Genomic DNA, 19,886 nt, shown 5'->3' with positions numbered 1-19,886 from the left:
CCGAACCCAATGAAGACTTTTTCTGCCATTGTCCTTGCCGTCACCCTTTCGCTGACCACCGCCGCCGCGTGGGCTCAGTTCAAAGTGGGTTCCATCGAGGTGACCAAGCCGTGGAGCCGCGCGACGCCAGCGGGCGCCAAAGTCGGCGCCGGATATCTCGAAGTCACGAATCGTGGAACTGCGCCGGACCGCTTGGTCTCGCTCTCGACGCCGGCGTCCGGCAAAGCCGAAATTCACGAAATGGCGATGCGCGACGGCGTCATGAACATGCGTGCGCTACCAAACGGACTCGAGATCGCGCCCGGCCAAACCGTGAAACTTGCGCCAGGCGGATTTCACCTGATGTTCGTTGATCTCGGCGCGCCTTTGAAACAGGGCCAAAAGTTCAAAGCGACGCTGGTTTTCGAGAAGGCTGGTTCGCTGGATGTAACTTTTGACGTCGAAGCCATTGGTGCGCGCGCACCAGCGGGCGGCGGGCATTCGCATCATTAATTCTGCCCGCTATTTGTTCACGAAATGGCTTGAATTGTGACAACTCGCCGATTAATGTGTCATCCGCGAGTGAGGTTCTACCCTGCTCGCGGTCCAAGTCTCGGGAGGGAGAAGCTCCGGCGCGAATAATTCGCCGCCACTTCGGCAATCAATAGCGGACACAGATCCGTGCCGATAGTTTGAGGGCACCACGGAATAACAGCAGGGCTCGGCCCTGCTTTTTTTTGTCCGAAATCAGCCCGCAGCGCCACCAACCTAAGGGTGAAACGCGGAACTTTGGAGAGCATCATGTCGATTAGCGATCGCCTGCCCTTCGCCAAGCTGCTCGGAATCAAAGTTACGCATGTCTCGCCTGAGAGAGTCGAAGCCGAGATGCTGGTGCGCGATGATCTCTGCACCCTGCCCGCGATTTTGCATGGCGGCGCCGTGATGGCGTTCGCGGACACGATCGGCGCTGTCGCGACAGTGACGAACCTTCCTGACGGCGCGACGACAACGACGCTCGAGAGCAAAACGAATTTCATCGCCGGCATTCCGGCCGGCGAAGTCGCGCGCGCCGAATGCACCGCGCTGCATCGTGGCCGCACCACGATGGTCTGGCAAACGCGCATCACGCGCGCCGACGGAAAACTCGCGGCCGTGGTGACGCAGACGCAGATGGTGCTGCCGAAGCGGTAGCTACTTCAACAATCCCCACAGCGACGCGAGGTCGTCGAGCGTCAGGCGGCGCGTGAGGAAGAGCCACGTGAAGAGCGTAAAGAGGATCGCGGATAGCACCGTGGTCGCGAGCAGCTTCCACCACAGCTTCGCGAGCACGGGCGCGCCCGGATCTGTGCCTTCGGCGAACGTGCCGTCCTCGTGCTGCGAGCGCACGCCGAACGGCAGGGTGAGAAACAGCACCACCCACCACAAGACGAAGTAGATCGCGATCCCGGTCGTGACAGACACTTACGTTTGCTCCAGTTCGACCAGCGTGCCGTTGAAATCTTTCGGGTGAAGGAACAGCACCGGCTTGCCGTGCGCACCGATCTTCGGCGTGCCGTCGCCGAGCACGCGCGCGCCGCCCGCCTTGAGCTTGTCGCGTGCCGCAATGAGGTCGTCGACCTCGTAGCAGATGTGATGCATGCCGCCGTCGGCGTTACGCTCGAGAAATTTCGCAATCGGCGAGTCGGCGCCGAGAGGTTCGAGCAGCTCGATCTTCGTGTTCGGCAGATTGATGAAAACGACGGTGACGCCATGTTCGGGCAGCGGCTGCGGCTCCGACACCTGCGCGCCGAGCGCGCCGCGATACGTCGCCGATGCCGCGTCCAGATCGCGGACCGCGATAGCGACATGGTTGAGGCGGCCGATCATTTTTGTTCTCCAACGTTCGCCATTTGACGTTCCGCGTCCCGGTTCTAGCGTCCCCTCTCCCGCTTGCGGGAGAGGGACAGGGTGAGGGCAAGCAGCGACCGAAAGACCCCCTCACCCGGCTCGCTATGCTCGCCACCCTCTCCCGTGAACGGGAGAGGGTTTCGGCGCAAATGGCATAGCTCAAAATTAAAGCGACTACACCACCAGCACATGCACCAGCATGTTGGGCTTTTTGCCCCAGGCCTGCGCAACCATTGCGCGCACGGCGCGGGAGATCGACTCCTCGACGGCATCTGGGTCGCGGCGGCGGGCGCGCGGAAGGTTGTCGAACGTGTCCATCATCGCATCCATCGCGATGTCGAGCATCGCGCGGCCGCTGGCGTCGACTTCCGGGATACCGCGGAACTCGACCTCGGGGTCGGCGGCCATCTCGCCCTTCTCGGTGATCGCCAGCGAGATCGCAATGAGGCCCGCGAACATCATGCGGCGGCGCTCCTGCACGGTGCGCGCGGCCGCCTCGATGATGAGGTTGCCGTCCTTGTAGAGGCGGCCGGCCGGAAGTTCGTCGACGACCGACGACGGCCCAGGCGCGAGGCGAACGACCTCGCCGTTGCGGCACGTGACAATCTCCTTGACGCCGAGGCGGCGCGCGAGACGCGCATGCTCGTGGAGATGCAAAGGCTCGCCGTGCACCGGCACCGAGACTTCCGGCTTGATCCAGCCATAGAGGTCTTCCATCTCGGCGAGGCGCGGATGGCCGGAGACATGGACCAGGTGCGTGCGGTCCGTGATGACCTCGATGCCCTGCTCGATCAGCCCGTTGATGACGGCGCCGACCTCCTTCTCGTTGCCCGGAATGGTTCGCGACGAGAAGATGACGCAGTCGCCCTTGTTGAGCGTGACGGCGGGGTGTTCGTCCTTCGCGATGCGCGCAATGGCGGCGCGCGTTTCGCCCTGACTGCCGGTACAGAGCGCAACGACCTTGTCGGGCGGCAGATAGCCGTAAGCGTCCTGGCTGCGGAAATCCGGTACGCCTTCGAGATAGCCGAGTTCGCGCGCGATCTGTGCGACACGCTCCATCGCGCGGCCGACCAGCACGACCTCACGGCCGCAGGCTTGCGCCGCGAGCGCGACCGACCGAATGCGCGCGACCTGGCTCGCGAACGTCGTCACGGCGACACGGCCCTTCGCCTCGCTGACGAGTTGCGTCAGCGTTTCGGCAACCTGCGCTTCGGACGGCGAGCGCCCTTCCCGCACGGCGTTCGTGGAGTCGCCGACGATCGCGCGAACACCTTCGGCGCCGAAGGCACGCATGCGGGCTTCGTCGGTCGGCAAACCGACGACCGGCGTCGGATCGATCTTCCAATCGCCCGTATGCAGCACATTGCCGAGCCGCGTGCGCAGCGCGATCGCGTGACTTTCCGGGATCGAATGCGCGACCGGGATCATCTCGATGTCGAAGTCGCCGAGCGTGAAGCGTCCGCCGACCGGCACGACGTTGATCTTCATCTCGAGCCCGGCGGCATCGCGCGCGCGCTTCGTCTCGATCAAAGCCGCCGCGAACGGCGTCGCGTAGACCGGCGCCTTCAGGCGCGGCCACAGATCGAGCAGCGCGCCGATGTGATCCTCATGGCCGTGCGTGATGACGATGCCGAGAAGGTTCTTCCGCTCGCCTTCGAGATAGCGGATGTCCGGCAGGATGAGGTCCACACCCGGCAAATGTTCTTCCTGCGCGAAGGACACGCCGAGATCGACCGCGAGCCATTTCTTCGACCGCTCCGTGCCGATGCCGTAGAGCGACAAGTTCATGCCGATCTCGCCGACGCCGCCGAGCGGCGCAAAGACGAGTTCTTCGCCCGGCCTGCTCATGACGACCTCGCGGCGCCGAGCCGCATGATTTCACCTGCGCTTACGATGTCCGTTCCTCCGTCGGCGAGCTGCAAGATCAGCCCGCCATCATGATCAATGGCCCCGAAGGTACCTTCAAGCTCGCGTTCGCCCGTTCGCACAAGGATCGGCATCCCGACACCGGCCGCGCGATCGAGCCACGCGGACCGCGTCGCCGCGAAGTTCGCGCCGGCCGCCCACTCGGCGATGCGGGCCGCCACCGTGCGGCTCAGGGCTTCGAATACGCTCTCGCGCGTCACCTTCGCGGCAGCAAGGCTGTCGGCGCGATATGGCGTGTCGGTCGGCGCAGTTTGGCAGTTGATGCCGATGCCGATGACGACGGCCTGGCCGCGTCCCGGAATTTCCTCGCCCTCGATGAGAATGCCGACGATCTTCGCGTCCCCCAGCAGCACGTCGTTCGGCCATTTGAGACGGAGGCGTTCTTTGAGCTGCGGCGCGACCGCGACGATCGCGTCGTGTACGGCAAGGCCGGCGACGAAAGAGAGCTGCGCGGCTTTGGCCGGCGGCGCCGGCGCGATCAGCAGCAGCGTTGCGTAAAGGTTGCCGCGCGGCGACGTCCAAGTGCGGCCGCGGCGGCCACGGCCGGCGACTTGCTCCTCGGCCGTGATCCACAGCGGAGCAGCCGCTCCCGCGCGCGCCGCGCCGAGGGCTTCCACATTCGTCGAACCGACGCTCTCCAGCGCGATCAGCCGCGTGCCTTGGGCCGCTACGCTGGGATCAAGACGCATCGGTTATCAAAATAGCGACTTCGCGGCGGCTGTCGCGTAGACGACGAGAGGGCCAGGGTAGAGGCCGAGCACGATGTTGAGCACGCCGGTGACGCCGAGCACGACTTTGAGCTCGTTGTGCATCGGCTCGAAAGCCTCGCCCTGCGGCTCGTCGAAATACATCGTCTTGACGATGGTCAGGTAGTAGTAGGCGCCGACGACGCTCGCGAGCACGCCGATCACGGCCAGCACATAGAAACCGGTCAGACCGGTCTTGATCGCCGCCATGAAGACGTACCACTTGGCAAAGAAGCCGGCGAGCGGCGGAATGCCGGCGAGAGAGAACATGAACATCGCGAACAGGAACGCCATCACGGGCGATGTGCGCGAGAGGCCCGCGAGGTCCGAGATGTTCTCGACGTATTTGCCCTGGCGGCGCATCGAGAGCACGACCGCGAAGGTGCCGAGCGTCATCACCATGTAGATCGCGAGATAGACGAGGACACCGCGGATGCCCTCCTCCGTGCCGGCCGCGAGGCCGACGAGCGCGAAGCCCATGTGGCCGATCGACGAGTATGCCAGCAGTCGCTTCAAGTTCGTCTGGCCGATGGCCGCGAAGGCGCCGAGCACCATCGAACCGATCGAGACGAAGACCACGATCTGCTGCCACTGCGGGACGATCGACGGGAAAGCTTCGACGGCGCCGCGCATGAACATCGCCATGGCGGCGACCTTCGGGGCGGAGGCGAAGAACGCGGTGACCGGCGTCGGCGCGCCTTCGTATACGTCCGGCGTCCACATATGGAACGGCACGGCCGAGACCTTGAAGCAGAAGCCCGCGAAGAGGAACACGAGGCCGAACAGCAAACCGGTCTCCGGCTTGTCCATCGTGACCTTCGCGATCGTCTCGAACGAGACCGAGCCGGTGAAGCCGTAGATGAGCGACGAGCCGTAAAGCAGCATGCCGGACGAGAGCGCGCCGAGGACGAAGTATTTCAGGCCAGCTTCGGTCGCCTTGACGCTGTCGCGATGGATCGCGGCGACAACGTAAAGCGCAAGGCTCATCGTCTCGAGGCCGAGATAAAGCGCGATGAGATCGTTGGCCGAGATCAGCATCATCATGCCGACCGTCGAGAGCATGATGAGGATCGGGTATTCGAAGCGGATCTGCTTCTCGGCGACGAAATAGTCGGTCGAGAGCGCGATGGCGCCGGACGAACCGATGATCACCAGTACCTTCAGAAAGCGCGCGAAGTCGTCGACGATGAAGGAACCGCCGAAGGTCGTCAGCTCGCCGGGCGGCAGGTAGATCACCTGCCCGGCATTGATCAGCAGGAGCGCGATGGCGATGGCGAAGATGTAGTCGGCGCGCAGCACGCGATAAGCGCCGAGCATCAGCAGCACCAACGCGCCGACGAGCATCGTCAGCTCGGGCACGATCGGCACCAGGGTCGGAAGCGTAGACGGGTTCATGGACGCACCTGCGCCGCCTTCAGGCCGTTTTGGTAGATTTCAAGGAGCGACGTGACCGAGGCCGAGGACATGTCGAGCACCGGCTTCGGATAGAAGCCGAACAGGATCGTCAGAACGATGAGCGGGACGAAGATGAAGAACTCGCGGCCGCCCATATCGGTCATGCCCATCAGGCTCGGTTTATCGAGTGTCCCGTAGACGACCTGGCGATAGAGCCAAAGCGCGTAGCCGGCCGAAAGGATGACGCCGCTGGTGGCGACGAAGGCGACCCAGGTGTTCGCCTTGTAAGCGCCCATCAGCGCGAGGAATTCGCCGACGAAGCCGGACGTTCCCGGCAAGCCGACATTGGCCATCGTGAACAAGAGGAAGATCACGGCGTAAACCGGCATGCGGTTGACGAGACCGCCATAAGCTTTGATCTCGCGCGTGTGCATGCGGTCGTAGACGACGCCGACGCAGAGGAAGAGCGCGCCCGACACAAGGCCGTGCGAGATCATCTGGAAGATGCCGCCCGCGATGCCCTGCTGGGTCATCGTGAAGATGCCCATCGTCACGTAGCCCATGTGGGCGACGGACGAGTAAGCGATCAGCTTCTTCATATCCTCCTGCACGATGGCAACGAGCGACGTATAGACGATCGCGACCACCGAGAGCGTGAAGACGATCGGCGCAAAGTCATGCGACGCCAGCGGGAACATCGGCAACGAGAAGCGCAGGAAGCCGTAGCCGCCCATCTTCAGCAAGATCGCGGCGAGGACGACGGAGCCCGCCGTCGGCGCCTCGACGTGTGCGTCCGGCAGCCACGTATGCACCGGCCACATCGGCATCTTGACGGCGAAGGACGCGAAGAAGGCGAACCAGAGCCATTTCTGCATGCCGCCCGCGAACGAGTGCTTCATCAGCGTCGGGATATCGGTCGTGCCGGCGTCCCAGTACATCGCCATGATGGCGAGCAGCATCAGCACGGAGCCGAGCAGCGTGTAGAGGAAGAACTTGAAGCTCGCGTAGACGCGGCGCGGGCCGCCCCAGACGCCGATGATGAGGAACATCGGGATCAGGCCGCCTTCGAAGAAGACGTAGAAAAGCAACAGATCGAGCGCCGAGAAGGTGCCGATCATCAGCGTCTCGAGCGCCAGGAACGCGATCATGTATTCCTTGACGCGGTGCTGGATCGCTTCCCAAGACGCTAGGATGCAGAGCGGCATCAGGCCGGTCGTCAGGATGATGAACGGCAGCGAAATGCCGTCGACGCCCATGTGATAGTTGATGGCGCCGCCGAGCCACGGCTTCTTCTCGACGAACTGGAATTCGGCCGAGGACGGATCGAAGCGTGTGAGCAGCAGCAGCGAGATCGCGAAGACGACGACGGTCGTCCACAGCGCGATCCAGCGCGCGTTGCGCTTGGCGGCTTCGGAGTCGCCCTGCCCGAGCACCGCGATCAGCAGCGCACCGACCACCGGCAGGAAGGTGACGACGGAGAGAATGGGCCAGCTCATCAGTGTGCTCCCCCGGTCGTCCCGCTGAAGAGGAACCAGGTGATGAACGCCGCAACGCCGATGAGCATCGCAAATGCGTAGTGGTAGAGGTAACCAGTCTGCAGGCGGACGACGCCGCGCGTCACGTCCGCAACACGGGCCGAGACGCCGTCAGGCCCGAAGCCATCGATGATGGTGCCGTCACCGCGCTTCCAGAACAGGCGGCCGAGCCAAAGCGCCGGCTTGACGAAGATGTAGTTGTACAGCTCGTCGAAGTACCACTTGTTGAGGAGGAAATTGTACAGCAGCGGCTGTTGCTTCGCGAGACCGACCGGCAGATCCGGGCGGCGGATGTAGAACTGATACGCGACCAGGAAGCCGATCACCATCATCACGAAGGGCGACGCGACGACCCACTTCGGCACTTCGTGCATGTCGTGCAGGATGTGGTTTTCCGGAATGATCTTGATCGACTCGCGGAAGAACTCCGCGACGTGGTGGCCGATGAAGACTTCTTTGAAGACGAAGCCGGCTGCGATCGAACCGACAGCCAGAATCCCGAGCGGCACGAGCACGACGAGCGGGCTCTCCTTCGCTTCATCGTAGTGATGCTGATCGTGCGGCTTGCCGTGGAAGGTTTTGAAGATCAGACGCCACGAGTAGAACGAGGTCAGCAATGCGGCGATGACCGTCATCATGAAGCCGTAGATCGCCATCGGGTTCTTGCCCGCATAGGCGGCTTCGATGATCGCGTCCTTCGAGAAGTAGCCGGCCGTGAACGGGAAACCGGTGAGTGCGAGCGTGCCGATCACCATCATCCAATAGGTGAACGGGATCTTCTTGCGCAGGCCGCCCATGTTCCGGATGTCCTGCTCGTGGTGCATTGCCATGATGACCGAGCCGGAGCCTAAGAACAGCAGCGCCTTGAAGAAGGCGTGCGTGAAGAGATGGAACATGCCGACCGAGTAAGCGCCGACGCCCATCGCGACGAACATGTAGCCGAGCTGCGAACAGGTCGAATACGCGATGACGCGTTTGATGTCGTTCTGCACGAGGCCGATCGTGGCGGCGAAGAACGCGGTCGTCGCGCCGAAGAAGGTCACCACCGTCAGAGCCGTCGGCGAATATTCAAACAGCGGCGAGAGGCGCGCGACCATGAAGACGCCGGCGGTCACCATCGTGGCGGCGTGAATGAGCGCGGAGACCGGCGTCGGGCCTTCCATCGCGTCCGGCAACCAGGTGTGCAGCAGGAACTGCGCGGACTTGCCCATCGCGCCCATGAAGAGCAGCAAGCAGATGACGGTCAGCGCATTCACGTCCCACGACAGGAAGTGGATCGTCTTGTTCGCGAGGTTCGGCCCTTCGGCGAAGATCTGGTCGAAATTGATCGAACCGGTCACGGCGAACAGCGCAAAGATGCCGAGCGCGAAGCCGAAGTCGCCGACACGGTTGACGACGAAGGCCTTGATGGCGGCCGCGTTCGCGGTCGGCTTCTTGAACCAGAAGCCGATCAGCAGATAGCTCGCGAGGCCGACGCCCTCCCAGCCGAAGAACAGCTGCGCGAGGTTGTCGGAGGTCACCAGCATCAACATCGCGAAGGTGAACAGCGACAGATAGGCCATGAAACGCGGACGATGCGGGTCCTCGTGCATGTAGCCGATCGAGTAGATGTGGACGAGTGACGACACCGTCGTCACGACGACCAGCATCACGGCGGTCAGCGTGTCGATGCGCAGCGCCCAGGAGACGTTGAGATCGCCCGAGACCATCCACGGAAAGAGCACGATGCGGGCTTCCTGGTGGCCGTAGCCGACTTGAACGAGGGTGATCCAGGAGAGGACCGCCGAGGTGACGAGCAACGCCGAGGTGATGACTTCGGCCGCGCGCGAGCCGACGGCGGCCGGCTCGGCCGGGCCATGATGGTCGTCGTGCGCGTGATCGTCGTGAGCATGCGACGCATGCGTGGCACCGTGACCGTGGTCACCATGCCCATGATCACCGTGGTGTTCGCTTGCCGACGGCGGGCCGCCGGGATGACGCTGGTGCGCGCCGAACAGCGCGATGGCGCCCGCGAGGATCGCGCCGAGCAAAGGAAGAAAGACGATCGCCTGATACATTGTGGGATCAGCCCTTCATCATATTGATGTCTTCAACCGCGATCGAACCGCGGTTGCGATAATAGACGACCAGAATGGCGAGCCCGATGGCGGCTTCGGCCGCCGCGACCGTCAGCACCAGCAGCGCAAAGATCTGGCCGACGAGATCGCCGAGATAGGCCGAGAACGCGACGAGGTTGATGTTGACGGCGAGCAGGATCAGCTCGATCGACATCAGGATGACGATCACGTTCTTCCGGTTGAGGAAGATGCCGAGCGTGCCGAGCGTGAAGAGGATGGCGGCGACGGCGAGGTAATGTCCGAGTGCGACGGCCATGTTCAGATCCCCTGCCCCGGCTCGACCTTGCGCAGCACGACCGACTCTTTCGGATCGCGCGCGACTTGAGCACCGATGTCCTGCCGCTTGATGTCGCGGCGGTGATGCAACGTCAGCACGATGGCGCCGATCATGGCGATCAGCAGCACGACGCCGGACGCTTGGAAGAAGTAGATGTATTTCGTGTAGAGCACGAGGCCGAGCGCCTCCGTGTTGGTGACCTCCGCCATCGGCGGGATCGGCATCGCGACGGTTTTCGGCAGACCCGCGCCGATCACCCACGAACCGACGACCAACAGCAGCTCGACCAGGAAGACGGCACCGACCAGCGCGCCGACCGGCAGATACTGCAGGAAGCCCTGACGCAGCTCGACGAAGTCGACGTCGAGCATCATGACGACGAACAGGAACAGCACCGCGACCGCGCCGACGTAAACGACGACGAGCAGCATCGCGAGGAATTCGGCGCCGAGCAGCACAAACAAACCGGCCGCATTGACGAAAGTCAGGATGAGGAACAGCACCGAGTGCACGGGATTGCGCGCCGCAATCACCATGAAGGCGGACGCGACCGTGATAGTCGCGAACAGATAGAAGAATGCGGCCGCGATCGTCATACCCCGCCCTTACCGATACGGCGCGTCGAGCGCGAGGTTCTTCGCGATCTCACGCTCCCAACGGTCGCCGTTCGCCAGCAACCGGGCCTTGTCGTAGTAGAGTTCTTCGCGCGTCTCGGTCGAGAACTCGAAATTCGGACCCTCGACGATGGCGTCCACCGGGCAGGCTTCCTGACAGAAGCCGCAGTAGATGCACTTCACCATGTCGATGTCGTAACGCGTCGTTCGGCGCGTGCCGTCGTTGCGGCGCGGGCCGGCTTCGATCGTGATCGCCTGCGCGGGGCAGATCGCCTCGCAGAGCTTGCACGCGATGCAGCGCTCTTCGCCGTTCGGATAGCGGCGCAGCGCATGCTCGCCACGGAAGCGCGGCGAGATCGGGCCTTTCTCGAACGGATAGTTCAGCGTCGCCTTCGGCTTGAAGAAATACTTCATCGCCAGCAAAGACGCCTGCAGGAACTCGATCAGGAAGACCGAGCGCGCGGCTTGATCCAACCTCATGACATTATCCTTTCGGCTCGACGCGTTTTCATTTCGGCGCGAGCCCGCCAAATTGCAGAACGGCCGCGACGATGACGACCATCGCCAGCGAGATCGGGAGAAACACCTTCCAGCCGAGACGCATCAGCTGATCGTAGCGGTAGCGCGGCACGATCGCCTTCGCGAGCGAGAAGATGAAGAAGATGAAGAAGACTTTGAGCAGGAACCAGACGACGCCCGGAACCCAGGTGAACGGGATCACCTGGAACGGCGGCAGCCAGCCGCCGAGAAACAGGATCGTGCCGAGGGCCGACATCGTCAGCATCGCGACGTATTCGCCGAGCATGAACAGCATGTACGGCGACGAGCCGTACTCCACCATGTGACCGGCGACGAGTTCGGACTCGGCCTCGACGAGATCGAAGGGCGGACGGTTCGTTTCGGCCAACGCCGAGATGATGAAGATCACGAACATCGGCAGCAGCGGCAGCCAGTACCAGCCGAACATACCGAAGCGGCCGTTCTGCGCCTCGACGATCTGCGTCAGGTTCAGCGAGCCGGCGCAGAGCAGCACCGTGACGATGACGAAGCCGATCGAGACTTCGTAGGAGACCATCTGCGCGGCGGAGCGGAGCGCGGCGAGAAACGGGTACTTCGAGTTCGAAGCCCAGCCGCCCATGATGATGCCGTAAACGCTCAGCGACGAGATCGCGAACAGGAACAGCACGCCGACATTGAGGTCCGACACGACCCAACCGGCATTGACTGGGATGACCGCCCAAGCCGCCAGCGAGAGCGTGCCGGCAACGAACGGCGCCAGCAGGAACACGCCCTTGTTCGAGCCGGCCGGGATCACCGGCTCCTTGAGCACGAATTTCAAGAGATCGGCGAAGGACTGGAAGAGACCGAACGGTCCGACGACGTTGGGCCCACGGCGAAGCTGCACGGCAGCCCAGATCTTACGGTCGGCGAGCAGGACGTAAGCGGTCAGCAACAGCAGCGCGACGAGCAGCAGCAGGCTCTGCCCGACGATGATCAGCAGCGGCCAGATGTAGGTCCAGAAGAAGTCCATCGCCCTACTCCGCCGCCGTCAGTTCGGCGCTGTCTTCGGCCAGAGCCGAACACTCGGCCATAACGGCCGACGCACGCGCGATCGGGTTCGTCAGATAGAAATCGCTCACCGGCGAGACGAAGGCTTTCTTGTCAGCCGTGCCGCCCGCGTTGCCGAGCTTCTGCACATCGGCGGCATCGCCGGCGGCGATCTCGTCGATCTTCTGCAGATGCGGATGCGCCGCGAACATCGCCTTGCGCAGCGCGCCGAGCGAGTCATAGCCGAGCTTGTGGCCGAGCACGTCCGACAGTGCGCGCAGGATCGCCCAGTCCTCGCGGGCATCGCCCGGCGGGAACGCGGCGCGCGCCGCCATCTGCACGCGGCCTTCCGTGTTGACGAAAATGCCGGACTTCTCGGTATAAGCCGAGCCCGGCAGGATGACGTCGGCGCGGTGCGCGCCACGGTCACCATGCGTGCCGATGTAGACGACGAAGGCGCCGGGCGCGATGTCGATCTCGTCCGCGCCGAGCGCGAAGACGACATCCGCACCGCCATTGCGGGCGATCTCTGCAGCCGTCTTGCCGCCCTCACCCGGCACGAAGCCGAGATCGAGCGCGCCGACGCGCGAGGCCGCCGTATGGACGACGCCAAAACCGTTCCAGCCATCCTTGATCGCACCGGCCGCGCCTGCGGCCTTTGCCACCGAAGCGAGAATCGCAGCGCCATCGGGACGCGCGAGCGCGCCGGCGCCGACCAGGTAAATCGGGCGTTCGAACTTCGGCTGCTCCGGCATGTTGGCGAGCGTGTCCGCGCCGGCGCCGAGATAGTTGTAGTCGTATGTCAGGTCGGCCTTCTCGCCGACCAGCGCGACTTTCAGCTTGCCGGTGCGCCAACGCTTGCGGATGCGCGCATTGAGCAACGACGCTTCCTTGCGCGGATTAGAACCGACGATGACGAGGCCGTCCGCCTCTTCGATGCCCGCGATGGTCGGATTGAAGATGTAGGACGCGCGGCCGTTTTTCGGATCGAGCGTCGAGCCGTCCTGGCGGCAATCGATATTCTTGACGCCGAGGCCGTCCATCAGCTGCTTGAGCGCGAAGATTTCTTCGCAGGCCGCAAGATCGCCGACGAGAGCGCCGATGCGCTCCGGTTTTACGCCCTTCACCTTCCGCGCGATGGCGGCGAAAGCTTCCGCCCAGGTCGCTTCGCGCAGACGACCCTCTTCGCGCACATACGGCACGTCGAGGCGCTGCGTGCGCAAGCCGTCGACGACGTGGCGCGTCTTGTCGGAAATCCACTCTTCGTTCACGGCTTCGTTGAGGCGCGGCAGAATGCGCATGACCTCACGGCCGCGCGTGTCGACGCGGATGGCCGAGCCGACCGCATCCATCACGTCGATCGATTCCGTCTTGCCGAGCTCCCACGGACGCGCCGCGAAAGCATACGGCTTCGACGTCAGCGCGCCGACCGGGCAAAGATCGACGACGTTGCCCTGCAGCTCCGACGTCATCGCGCGTTCGAGATACGTCGTGATCTCCATATCCTCGCCGCGACCGGTCGCGCCGAGATCGGAGACGCCGGCGACTTCGGTCGTGAAGCGGACGCAGCGCGTGCAGTGAATGCAGCGGTTCATCGAGGTCTTTACGAGCGCGCCGATATACTTGTCTTCGACCGCGCGCTTGTTCTCGTGATAGCGCGTGTGGTCGACGCCGAAGGCCATCGCCTGATCTTGAAGATCGCACTCGCCGCCCTGATCGCAGATCGGGCAATCGAGCGGATGGTTGATCAGCAAGAATTCCATGACGCCTTGACGTGCCTTCCGGGCCATCGGCGACTTCGTGAACATCTGCGGCGGCTCGCCATTCGGGCCGGGACGCAAGTCGCGAACGTTCTGCGCGCAGGAGGCGACCGGCTTCGGCGGCCCGCCCTTCACTTCGATCAGGCACATGCGGCAATTGCCGGCGATCGACAGCCGCTCGTGGAAGCAGAAGCGCGGCACTTCCGCGCCTGCAGCTTCGCACGCCTGGAGCAACGTATACTCCGGTGGGACGTCCAGCTCTTTGCCGTCGACGATGATTTTGGTCATCGAACTACTCCGCCGCCACGGCGACCGGCTCAGAATGCGGGTTTGCCGCATACTGATCGATCCGCTCTTCGATCTCGTGACGGAAATGCGCAATCAAACCTTGGATCGGCCACGCCGCCGCGTCGCCGAGCGCGCAGATCGTATGGCCTTCCACCTGCTTGGTGACGTCGAGCAGCATGTCGATCTCGCGCTTCTGCGCGCGGCCTTCGGCCATGCGCGTCATCACGCGCCACATCCAGCCGGTGCCTTCGCGGCACGGCGTGCACTGGCCGCAGCTCTCGTGTTTGTAGAAATACGAGAGGCGCGCGATGGCGCGGATGAGGTCGGTCGATTTGTCCATCACGATCACGGCCGCGGTGCCGAGGCCGGAGCGCAGTTTGCCGAGACTGTCGAAATCCATCGGCGTGTCGATGATCTGTTCGGCCGGTACCATGCGCACCGACGAGCCGCCCGGAATGACCGCTTTGAGATTATCCCAGCCGCCGCGTACGCCGCCGCAATGCTTGTCGATCAGCTCACGGAACGGGATGCCCATCGCCTCTTCGACGTTGCAGGGCCGGTTCACGTGCCCCGAGATGCAGAAGAGTTTGGTGCCGACGTTGTTCGGACGGCCGATCGACGAGAACCACGCCGCGCCACGGCGCAGAATATCCGGCGCGACCGCGATGCTTTCGACGTTGTTGACCGTGGTCGGGCAGCCGTAGAGGCCGACGTTCGCCGGGAACGGCGGCTTGAGGCGCGGCATGCCCTTCTTGCCTTCGAGGCTCTCGAGCATCGCGGTTTCTTCGCCGCAGATGTAGGCGCCGGCGCCGTGATGCACGACGATGTCGAAGTCGTAGCCGTGAAGGTTGCCCTTGCCGATCAGCTTATTCTCATAAGCTTCATCAACGGCTGCCTGTAAGTGCTCGCGCTCGCGAATGAATTCGCCGCGGACGTAGATGTAGGCGGCGACCGCGCCCATGGCGAAGCCGGCGATCAATGCACCCTCGACGAGGAGGTGCGGATCGTTGCGCAGTATCTCGCGGTCCTTGCAGGTGCCGGGCTCGGATTCGTCGGCGTTGATGACGAGGTAGCTCGGGCGGCCGTCCTTCGACTCCTTCGGCATGAAGGACCACTTGAGGCCAGTCGGGAAGCCGGCGCCGCCACGGCCGCGCAGGCCGGACGCCTTCATCTCTTCGATGATCTTGTCGCGGCCACGCTCCAGGAGCGACTTGGTGCCGTCCCAAGAGCCGCGCGAAATCGCGCCCTTCAGCCGCCAGTCATGGATGCCGTAAAGGTTTCGGAAGATGCGATCTTTGTCCTCGAGCATCTCTATTCCCGCCTGGTCGACGTTTGGTCTTGCGACGAATCCGCGTGCGGCGCCTTCGGTGCCGGCGACTCGCGGTCGGCCGCGCCTTGGCTCGGCTTCTTGGCGCTGGCGTCGGTCAAGGCCGGGCCGCCATGCGTCGCGGTGTATTCGTAGATCTTGGTGTCGGTCAGCGTCGTCGGGCCACCGACCGGCGCGGACAACTGGCGATCGATCTGCGGACCCGGCTTGACGTCCTTGCCGGCCGCGAGATCGTCGAGGATCTTGCGGAAGCTATCCGGCGTCAGATCCTCGTAGAAGTCGTAGTTGATCTGCGCCATCGGCGCGTTCACGCAGGCGCCGAGGCACTCGACCTCGACCCACGACAAAGCGCCGTCGGCCGTGATGTCGAACTGCTCGCCGATCCGCTCGTGGCAGATCTTGATGAGGTCGTTGGCGCCGCGCAGTGCGCACGGCGTCGTGCCGCAGAGCTGGACGTGATAGCGGCCGACCGGCGCAAGATTGAACATCGTGTAGAAGGTCGCGACTTCGAGCACGCGGATCTTCGGCATGTCGAGCATGCCGGCGATGTACTCGATCGCGCGCTCGGTGACCCAGCCGGGCTGTTGCTCCTGCGCCTTCCACAGCAGCGGGATCACCGCAGAGGCCTGGCGGCCTTCCGGATATTTCGCGATGGTGTTCTGCGCCCAAGCCAGATTCTCCGCCGTGAAGGCGAAGGCATCACGCGGCTGAAGGCTTTGTTCTGCGAGGCGACGAACGGACATTACTGGTCTCCCCCCAGCTGCTGGGCGCGCGGCTCTGGCGCGTTCCCTCCCCCGGCAAGGGGGAGGGTTAGGGAGGGGGTCGAACGCCGTGCATCGATTGCCTGCATCAAGACCGTCCAAACACCTTCGATATTGCTCAACACATCGTTGTTCCAGAAGCGGATCACTTCGATCCCGCGCGCGCCGAGCCAAGCCGTTCGGCGCGAGTCGTATTCAACACAATGCGGCGCTGCATGCTGTCCGCCATCAATCTCCAGGGCGATCTGGAGCGAAGGACAATAGAAGTCGAGCACGTACGGCCCGACCGCGTGTTGCCGACGGAAACCGAGCCCATCGAGCTGTTGACGGCGCACGAGCTTCCAGACGCGCTTCTCAGCCTCGCTCGGAGCGCGACGCAGGACGCGGCCATGCGCCGTCATCTCGCGCGTCCGTGCAAAACGTGAGGGCGCAGACCCCCTCCCGCTCGCTGCGCGAGCGACCTCCCCCTTTTCGGTGGAGGTGGCGCCGAGTTCGTGGCGATGCATCGGGCTCATCACCGATCCACCTCACCGAACACGATATCGAGCGAGCCGAGCACGGCCGAGACGTCGGCGAGCATGTGGCCCTTGCAGAGGAAATCCATCGCCTGGAGGTGAGCGAAACCGGGCGCGCGGATTTTGCACTTGTAGGGTTTGTTGGTGCCGTCGGCGACGAGGTAGACGCCGAATTCGCCCTTCGGCGCTTCGACGGCCGCGTAGACTTCGCCGGCCGGAACGTGGAAGCCCTCGGTGTAAAGCTTGAAGTGATGGATGAGACCTTCCATCGACTTCTTCATCGTGCTGCGGCGCGGCGGCGAGATCTTGTTGTCCTCGACCATCACGGGGCCCTGCCCCTCAGGCGAACGCAGCTTCTCCAGGCACTGCTTCATGATGCGCACCGACTCGCGCATCTCCAGCATGCGGATGACCTGGCGGTCGTAGTTGTCGCCGTTCTTGCCAATCGGAATGTCGAATTCGAGTTCCGAGTAACACTCGTAAGGCTGCGACTTGCGCAGATCCCACGGCACGCCGGAGCCACGGATCATCACGCCGGAGAAGCCCCACTTCCAGGCGTCCTCGATGCTGACGTACCCGATGTCGACGTTGCGCTGCTTGAAGATGCGGTTGCCGATGAAGAGCGCGTCGAGATCGTCGCAGACCTTCAGAAACGGATCGCAGAAATTGTAGATGTCGTCGATCAGCGCGGACGGCAGGTCCTGATGCACACCACCGACGCGGAAGTAAGCGGCGTGCATGCGCGAGCCCGAGGCGCGCTCATAAAACACCATCAGCTTCTCGCGCTCTTCGAAGCCCCACAGCGGCGGCGTCAGCGCGCCGACGTCCATCGCCTGCGTGGTGACGTTGAGGAGATGCGAGAGGAGACGGCCGATTTCCGAATAGAGAACGCGGATGAGCTGCGCGCGCTTCGGCACCTGCAGGCCGAGCAGTTTCTCGGCGGCGAGGCAGAAGGCGTGCTCCTGATTCATCGGCGCGACGTAATCGAGCCGGTCGAAATACGGGAGCGCCTGCAGATAGGTCTTCTGCTCGATCAGCTTCTCGGTGCCGCGATGAAGCAGGCCGATATGTGGGTCGACGCGCTCGACGATTTCGCCGTCGAGTTCGAGCACCAGACGCAGCACGCCGTGCGCAGCCGGATGCTGCGGCCCGAAGTTGATCGTGAAATTGCGAACGTCGGCTTCGGCCATGGATCAAACCTTGCCCTGCTTGGCTTCGGCTTTCTCGTCGCCCGGCAGAGGAATGTCCCCTTCCCACGGCGAGAGGAAATCGAAATTGCGGAATTCTTGGTTGAGGCGAACGGGCTCGTAGAGCACGCGCTTCGCTTCGTCGTCGTAACGGACCTCGACGAAACCCGTGAGCGGGAAATCCTTGCGCAGCGGATGGCCCTCGAAGCCGTAATCCGTCAGCAGCCGCCGCATGTCCGGGTGACCCGAGAACAGAACGCCGTAGAGATCGTAGGTTTCGCGCTCGAACCAGTCGGCGCCCGGGAACACCGAGATGATCGACGGGACCGGCGCGTCCTCGTCCGTCTCCAGCTTCACGCGGATGCGGATGTTCTGCTTCGGCGAAAGCAGATGATAGACGACGTCGAAGCGCTTCTCGCGCTGCGGCCAGTCCACCGCAGTGACATCGATGATGCTCCAGAACTGGCAGCGCTCGTCGTCGCGCAGGAAGGTGACGATATCGACGATCTTGTCGAGTTCGCCGAAGATCGTCAGTTCGCCGAATGCGACCTTGGAGCCGGTGACGGCGCGCGGCAATGCGGCGACGATCGCCTCTCCCAGCACGGTCAGCTTCTCGGTTTGCTCGCTCATCAATCCACCACGAACAATCTCGCGCCCTTCGGCGCACGCGAACGATGCGGTTCCGCACCGTCGGCCACTTGGTAGCTCATGCCGGCCGCCAGCTTGAAAGCGCGGCCGTCTTTCAGTTCGGTCTCGAGCTCGCCATCGAGGCAGAGGAGGATGTGCCCCTTCTCGCACCAATGGTCCGCAACATAGCCCGCCGAATACTCGACCATCCGCACGCGGATGCCGCCGAATTCGCGGGTGCGCCACGTCGCGGTGCCGGCGTCGCCGGCATGCTCGGTGGCCGGCACGTCCGACCAGTCGGTGGTTCCGAACGGAATGTCGCTCATCCGCATGTCAGCGCTCGATCGTTCCGACGCGGCGGATCTTCTTCTGCAGCAAGAGAATGCCGTAGAGCAGCGCCTCGGCGGTCGGCGGGCAGCCCGGAACATAGACGTCGACCGGGACGATGCGATCGCAGCCACGCACCACCGAGTAGCTGTAGTGATAGTAGCCACCGCCGTTGGCGCACGAGCCCATCGAAATCACGTAACGCGGCTCCGGCATCTGGTCGTAGACCTTGCGGAGCGCGGGGGCCATTTTGTTCGTCAGCGTACCGGCGACGATCATTACGTCGGACTGGCGCGGTGAGGCACGCGGCGCGAAGCCGAACCGCTCGACGTCGTATCGCGGCATCGAGGCCTGCATCATCTCGACGGCGCAACAGGCAAGGCCGAACGTCATCCACATCAACGAGCCGGTGCGGGCCCAGGTGATGAGATCGTCCGTCGCGGTGACGATGAAGCCCTTGTCGGCCAGTTCGTTGGAGAGACCCTGATAGAACGGATCGTCCGTGCCCACGGGCTTACCCGTGCGCGGGTCGATAACGCCGCGCGGGGCTGGCGCGACCAGCGTGCCCTGCTCGTTCAATCCCATTCGAGCGCTCCTTTGCGCCACTCATACGCAAATCCGATGGTCAGCACGGCCAGGAACACCATCATGGACCAGAAGCCGTAGGCCCCGAGTTCGCCGAACACGATGGCCCAAGGAAACAGAAACGCGACTTCGAGGTCGAAGATGATGAAAAGGATAGCGACCAGGTAGAACCGGACGTCGAACTTCATGCGTGCGTCATCGAACGCATTGAAACCGCACTCGTAAGCGGACAATTTTTCGGGATCAGGCGATTTGTAGGCGACGATGAACGGCGCCACCATCAGGGCGCCAGAGATCACCAGCGAGATGGCGATGAACACCACCAGCGGCAGATAATCTGCCAGAAATTCGCTCATTCGCTATACCCGCCGCCCCAACGCCCCGAAATGGCTACGGAGCGACAGTGTCGCTCTCGACGCTTTCTCAGTTCGGACTCATTCCAAAGGACCGAGGCTGGCTTAGCGCAGCGCAACATACGGTGCAAG

22 protein-coding genes are annotated in these 19,886 nt (G+C 63.5%); 2 read left to right on the top strand and 20 right to left on the bottom strand.

The annotated features are described in order from the left end of the window. The first annotated feature begins 9 nt into the window (after positions 1-9). Together GJW30_RS13870 and GJW30_RS13865 are read left to right on the top strand one after the other, a co-directional pair. Positions 10-492 carry a copper chaperone PCu(A)C gene (locus GJW30_RS13870; protein WP_096356287.1) on the top strand — a complete coding sequence of 161 codons (483 nt, stop codon included), beginning with the start codon at positions 10-12 and terminating at the stop codon, positions 490-492. Between the two features lie 288 nt (positions 493-780). Further along, positions 781-1,170, top strand: coding sequence for a PaaI family thioesterase (locus GJW30_RS13865; RefSeq protein WP_096356285.1), 390 nt, complete (start codon positions 781-783; stop codon positions 1,168-1,170). On the opposite strand, the gene GJW30_RS13860 is transcribed toward GJW30_RS13865, so the two are convergent. The 20 genes from GJW30_RS13860 to GJW30_RS13765 form a co-directional block, all read right to left on the bottom strand. Beyond that, on the bottom strand, positions 1,171-1,440 hold the full coding sequence (locus GJW30_RS13860) for a DUF1467 family protein (protein ID WP_096356283.1): 270 nt from the start codon (positions 1,438-1,440) through the stop codon (positions 1,171-1,173). Then, positions 1,441-1,845, bottom strand: coding sequence for a methylmalonyl-CoA epimerase (gene mce, locus GJW30_RS13855; protein ID WP_096356281.1), 405 nt, complete (start codon positions 1,843-1,845; stop codon positions 1,441-1,443). A 195-nt stretch (positions 1,846-2,040) separates the two neighbouring features. After that, positions 2,041-3,714: a ribonuclease J gene (locus tag GJW30_RS13850; protein ID WP_096356279.1), complete on the bottom strand. Its 1,674-nt coding sequence runs from the start codon at positions 3,712-3,714 to the stop codon at positions 2,041-2,043. After that, positions 3,711-4,481: a biotin--[acetyl-CoA-carboxylase] ligase gene (locus GJW30_RS13845; RefSeq protein WP_096356277.1), complete on the bottom strand. Its 771-nt coding sequence runs from the start codon at positions 4,479-4,481 to the stop codon at positions 3,711-3,713. Before GJW30_RS13845 ends, GJW30_RS13850 begins: the two co-directional genes overlap by 4 nt. 6 nt (positions 4,482-4,487) lie before the next feature. Further along, positions 4,488-5,933: an NADH-quinone oxidoreductase subunit NuoN gene (gene nuoN, locus GJW30_RS13840; RefSeq protein ID WP_096356275.1), complete on the bottom strand. Its 1,446-nt coding sequence runs from the start codon at positions 5,931-5,933 to the stop codon at positions 4,488-4,490. Continuing rightward, complete coding sequence (locus GJW30_RS13835; RefSeq protein ID WP_096356273.1) at positions 5,930-7,432, bottom strand: NADH-quinone oxidoreductase subunit M; 1,503 nt, start codon at positions 7,430-7,432, stop codon at positions 5,930-5,932. Before GJW30_RS13835 ends, nuoN begins: the two co-directional genes overlap by 4 nt. Then, on the bottom strand, positions 7,429-9,525 hold the full coding sequence (gene nuoL, locus GJW30_RS13830) for an NADH-quinone oxidoreductase subunit L (protein ID WP_096356271.1): 2,097 nt from the start codon (positions 9,523-9,525) through the stop codon (positions 7,429-7,431). The genes GJW30_RS13835 and nuoL overlap by 4 nt, the downstream gene beginning before the upstream one ends. A gap of 7 nt (positions 9,526-9,532) precedes the next feature. After that, positions 9,533-9,841 (bottom strand): NADH-quinone oxidoreductase subunit NuoK, encoded by a 309-nt coding sequence (gene nuoK / locus GJW30_RS13825; RefSeq protein ID WP_096356269.1) that lies wholly within the window; start codon positions 9,839-9,841, stop codon positions 9,533-9,535. A gap of 2 nt (positions 9,842-9,843) precedes the next feature. After that, a complete protein-coding gene (locus GJW30_RS13820; protein WP_096356267.1) occupies positions 9,844-10,458 on the bottom strand; it encodes an NADH-quinone oxidoreductase subunit J in 615 nt (204 codons plus the stop codon). 9 nt (positions 10,459-10,467) lie between these two features. Then, positions 10,468-10,956, bottom strand: a complete 489-nt coding sequence (nuoI, locus tag GJW30_RS13815; RefSeq protein WP_096356265.1) for an NADH-quinone oxidoreductase subunit NuoI — start codon at positions 10,954-10,956, stop codon at positions 10,468-10,470. Positions 10,957-10,984: 28 nt separating this feature from the next. After that, entirely contained in the window at positions 10,985-12,007 is a 1,023-nt protein-coding gene (gene nuoH / locus GJW30_RS13810; protein WP_096356263.1) for an NADH-quinone oxidoreductase subunit NuoH, read from the bottom strand. Positions 12,008-12,011: 4 nt separating this feature from the next. After that, positions 12,012-14,072 carry an NADH-quinone oxidoreductase subunit NuoG gene (gene nuoG, locus GJW30_RS13805; RefSeq protein ID WP_096356261.1) on the bottom strand — a complete coding sequence of 687 codons (2,061 nt, stop codon included), beginning with the start codon at positions 14,070-14,072 and terminating at the stop codon, positions 12,012-12,014. Between the two features lie 4 nt (positions 14,073-14,076). After that, positions 14,077-15,381, bottom strand: coding sequence for an NADH-quinone oxidoreductase subunit NuoF (gene nuoF, locus GJW30_RS13800; protein WP_096356259.1), 1,305 nt, complete (start codon positions 15,379-15,381; stop codon positions 14,077-14,079). 2 nt (positions 15,382-15,383) lie between these two features. Further along, the gene (gene nuoE / locus GJW30_RS13795) at positions 15,384-16,142 is read right to left on the bottom strand and encodes an NADH-quinone oxidoreductase subunit NuoE (protein WP_096356257.1); all 759 of its coding nucleotides are present in this window, start codon (positions 16,140-16,142) and stop codon (positions 15,384-15,386) included. Next, positions 16,142-16,675, bottom strand: a complete 534-nt coding sequence (locus GJW30_RS13790; protein WP_197703732.1) for an endonuclease domain-containing protein — start codon at positions 16,673-16,675, stop codon at positions 16,142-16,144. The genes nuoE and GJW30_RS13790 overlap by 1 nt, the downstream gene beginning before the upstream one ends. Next, on the bottom strand, positions 16,675-17,865 hold the full coding sequence (locus GJW30_RS13785; RefSeq protein ID WP_096356255.1) for an NADH-quinone oxidoreductase subunit D: 1,191 nt from the start codon (positions 17,863-17,865) through the stop codon (positions 16,675-16,677). Before GJW30_RS13785 ends, GJW30_RS13790 begins: the two co-directional genes overlap by 1 nt. Before the next feature lie 3 nt (positions 17,866-17,868). Continuing rightward, on the bottom strand, positions 17,869-18,492 hold the full coding sequence (locus tag GJW30_RS13780) for an NADH-quinone oxidoreductase subunit C (RefSeq protein WP_096356253.1): 624 nt from the start codon (positions 18,490-18,492) through the stop codon (positions 17,869-17,871). Beyond that, positions 18,492-18,821: a DHCW motif cupin fold protein gene (locus tag GJW30_RS13775; protein ID WP_096356251.1), complete on the bottom strand. Its 330-nt coding sequence runs from the start codon at positions 18,819-18,821 to the stop codon at positions 18,492-18,494. Before GJW30_RS13775 ends, GJW30_RS13780 begins: the two co-directional genes overlap by 1 nt. A gap of 1 nt (position 18,822) precedes the next feature. Next, on the bottom strand, positions 18,823-19,401 hold the full coding sequence (locus tag GJW30_RS13770) for a NuoB/complex I 20 kDa subunit family protein (protein WP_096356249.1): 579 nt from the start codon (positions 19,399-19,401) through the stop codon (positions 18,823-18,825). After that, positions 19,392-19,757: an NADH-quinone oxidoreductase subunit A gene (locus GJW30_RS13765; protein ID WP_096356247.1), complete on the bottom strand. Its 366-nt coding sequence runs from the start codon at positions 19,755-19,757 to the stop codon at positions 19,392-19,394. The genes GJW30_RS13770 and GJW30_RS13765 overlap by 10 nt, the downstream gene beginning before the upstream one ends. Between the last annotated feature and the right edge of the window lie 129 nt (positions 19,758-19,886).

It is taken from the genome of Variibacter gotjawalensis (assembly GCF_002355335.1).
In the GTDB taxonomy this organism is placed as follows: domain Bacteria; phylum Pseudomonadota; class Alphaproteobacteria; order Rhizobiales; family Xanthobacteraceae; genus Variibacter; species Variibacter gotjawalensis.
The sequence above is the reverse complement of the archived record's forward strand: the minus strand, read 5'-3'. Positions and strand labels throughout refer to the sequence as shown.